The sequence below is a fragment of the Haladaptatus sp. W1 genome, from assembly GCF_001723155.1.
Lineage (GTDB): Archaea > Halobacteriota > Halobacteria > Halobacteriales > Haladaptataceae > Haladaptatus > Haladaptatus paucihalophilus.
In genome coordinates, this window is record NZ_MEIH01000343.1 from 1 (window position 1) to 2,568 (window position 2,568).

Annotated in this window: 2 protein-coding genes and 1 pseudogene; 2 read left to right on the forward strand and 1 reads right to left on the reverse strand. The window is 48.0% G+C overall.

Features of this window, described 5'->3' with window-relative positions; genetic code table 11:
* Nucleotides 1-276: hypothetical protein (locus tag BG842_RS30685; protein WP_217493352.1), on the forward strand; the 276-nt coding region annotated here is incomplete at its 5' end.
* A 497-nt stretch (nucleotides 277-773) separates the two neighbouring features.
* Nucleotides 774-935: a hypothetical protein gene (locus BG842_RS30175; RefSeq protein ID WP_175424185.1), complete on the forward strand. Its 162-nt coding sequence runs from the start codon at nucleotides 774-776 to the stop codon at nucleotides 933-935.
* Between the two features lie 1,283 nt (nucleotides 936-2,218).
* On the opposite strand, the pseudogene BG842_RS32010 reads toward BG842_RS30175, so the two are convergent.
* A pseudogene (locus BG842_RS32010) lies at nucleotides 2,219-2,568 on the reverse strand (AI-2E family transporter); the annotation flags it as partial.

A 2,568-nucleotide genomic window follows, 5' to 3' on the forward strand; every position in this document is an offset into this window, starting at 1 on the left:
GGAACTGCCGAACGAACCACTGCTTCAGTCTTTTTTATCCGTGGTACGCCAACTGACGGTCTCAGATATCACCGGCCAGTGAACGCTCACGGAACACGCGACGCTACGGCCGAGGATACACTTGAGAGATATATAACAGTACGCGACCGATATCGCCGCCAAGTAGTTTCCAGGACGCTTGAGACTGTCTCCTTGGGGGTGAAGAATGATGAACCACAGGAGTGCGACTATGTGGGTTTCAGCGGTATCTCGGAACCGGTAAGCCGACTTCATTGACAATATTCAACACAGTAATAATGGGATTATTATGCCATTTTGGCGATAAAATCTATGTGTATTGAGAAAGTGTCTATGCATTGCTATGGAACTACTACATCGGTTACGCGGTGCCTTTCGTTCAGAAACCCCGTCTCAGCAGACCGAACAGCAGGTGCGGGCGACCGGTGATATTTTTGAATGCGAAGAATGCGGAACCACTTTTATCTCGAAACCATCCTGTTGTTCAAAGTGTAACCAGAGCGACTTCCAGAATCTCGGCAGTTGTTAATCCGACATCTCTCACCGTTCTCTTCTGCTGATACAGTTTCTAACTGCTGACGTCGTATACAAAACTCTGTCTTTCACTTTTACACGTGTTGGCAATTCACGGTAGAGTGCTCCTACAACCCATAAAACCACCGTTTAGCAGCGGAGGCTGACCTGACCACATTCCAAAAATCCGAGGAGTGGTCGGCGTGTGAAGACTGTGAGAATATGCTCTGATACGAACGGGGGTGGATTCGAACCACCTGGGCCACGAAGTGGCCGCCATCGACGTGGGGTCGATGGTGCTTCTACCAACAAGCAACCCGTTCTCGTCCCGGAACCCCCTGCGAGTAGAGCGTGGTCGTGCCGGGAAGAGTGGGCACGACTACGCCGGTATGGAACTGGCGTGAGATGATCACATTTGATTCTTTGTGCTTGAACGTCGCAGGCGCATGGTTCCAGGCACGTTCCTACGACGCTCACACCTTTTCCAATGACTGCGTTGACTATTGTTATACGGTGCCTGAAGTGGTTAAAAGAGAGGAGACATCGAGTATGCTCTTTATTGGACTGTCCACCTCGGGTGATTCTAGAGGAGGTAACTTGATCTCTAACTCGATCAAAGTCGTGCATTAGATTATATCTTGATCGAATGTGGGAGTTACCACTCCCAGAGTAGTACGAACAAGATTCCCAGGAAACCGAACATAACGATATACATCGTTGCAAAGACAATACCACGTGAGAACGCCCAGTAACTCCAAAATCCAACGACAGCGGATAGAGCGAGAGTAAAATTTTTATATCGCCTACTTGGAAAGTAGCCATTATACCGCCGTTGCTCATATAGCGACATTGCACTCTGTTTGTCCGTCTATCCTCTTATTTCCAACCGCCACAGATGACGGTCAGTGACAATAAAATCCGCACATGAGAAGGACGACCGTAGTCCTTTGGGGCACTCAACGAGGATATTCGAACTCTACAACCCTCTACCGAAATCCCCACCAGAAGATACGTGAGGTCGCTCTGAGGACAGTTGACACCATCGATTTTCGTTACGACTGGTGTATTGGTCGTGCTGGCAGGTTGAGGCACACTCACACAGATGAACCCCCGATGAGTGGCTCTAATCCCGATGTGGCGATCTATTTTTTCTTTTATCGATGTTCCTATTGGTGTCATAGAAGACAACTCTTTGGTTCAGGCGATACGGCCAAGTTTCTATGAAATCGAGAAGCAACAGTACACAGATTCGACACGCTTGCCAGACTTTCTTAGTTCTGCTTAGTGCAACAACCGGCAGTGAGACAAATGAATCCCAACCAAGTCACTCTTTATGTGCAAGTGAACCAAATTTACTGTCGCCTGATTTGATAAGCGGCAGTGGAATTGACCACTATGACGCCCTCAGCGAAGCACAGAACCCACATCGCCAGTGAGAGGTTGTTTCCCGTAGCAATTGGTCGCTGTGATTTGATCGCCTGGGGGAGAGGTGCTCCTGCTACTTCAAAATCAACATGGAATATTACATACGTCTCTAAAATGATGTTTTGCTGAAAACCGTGGTCAAAACATCTTGCTCAGGATGTCACCCCCGAACTGGCAACTTGCGTGCTTAGAATACTCAATAGTCGACTTCAGCAGTGTCTGACTTAGTACCAACGCAGTCGGGTTGATCTAGAGATTGTTATCACGAGTGGTCGTCTGAACTTTCGTCTTGTTGTTTTGTAGTCTCAGTGGGAGATGCTTGGTCTGCTGATAATGTTTCTGTGGAGGATTTCGAGTCTTGCTGAGTGGAATCATTTCCACTCGTTGTTGCAGGCTGGTTTTCATTTGGATTTGGAATTGGATCAGTTGCAGTTGCTTGTGGCGTCAATTCGCGTCCGTGTAGTAATTCCGGTAAAATGATGCGGGTACTATGGACGAACAATACGAGTAAAAGCGGTCCAAGGAACAGTCCATACCAACCGAACAGTAACGGGCCAAAGATATACGCGAATAGGACGAGGCCAACGTGGAGATTCCGACCGGAGATGTATG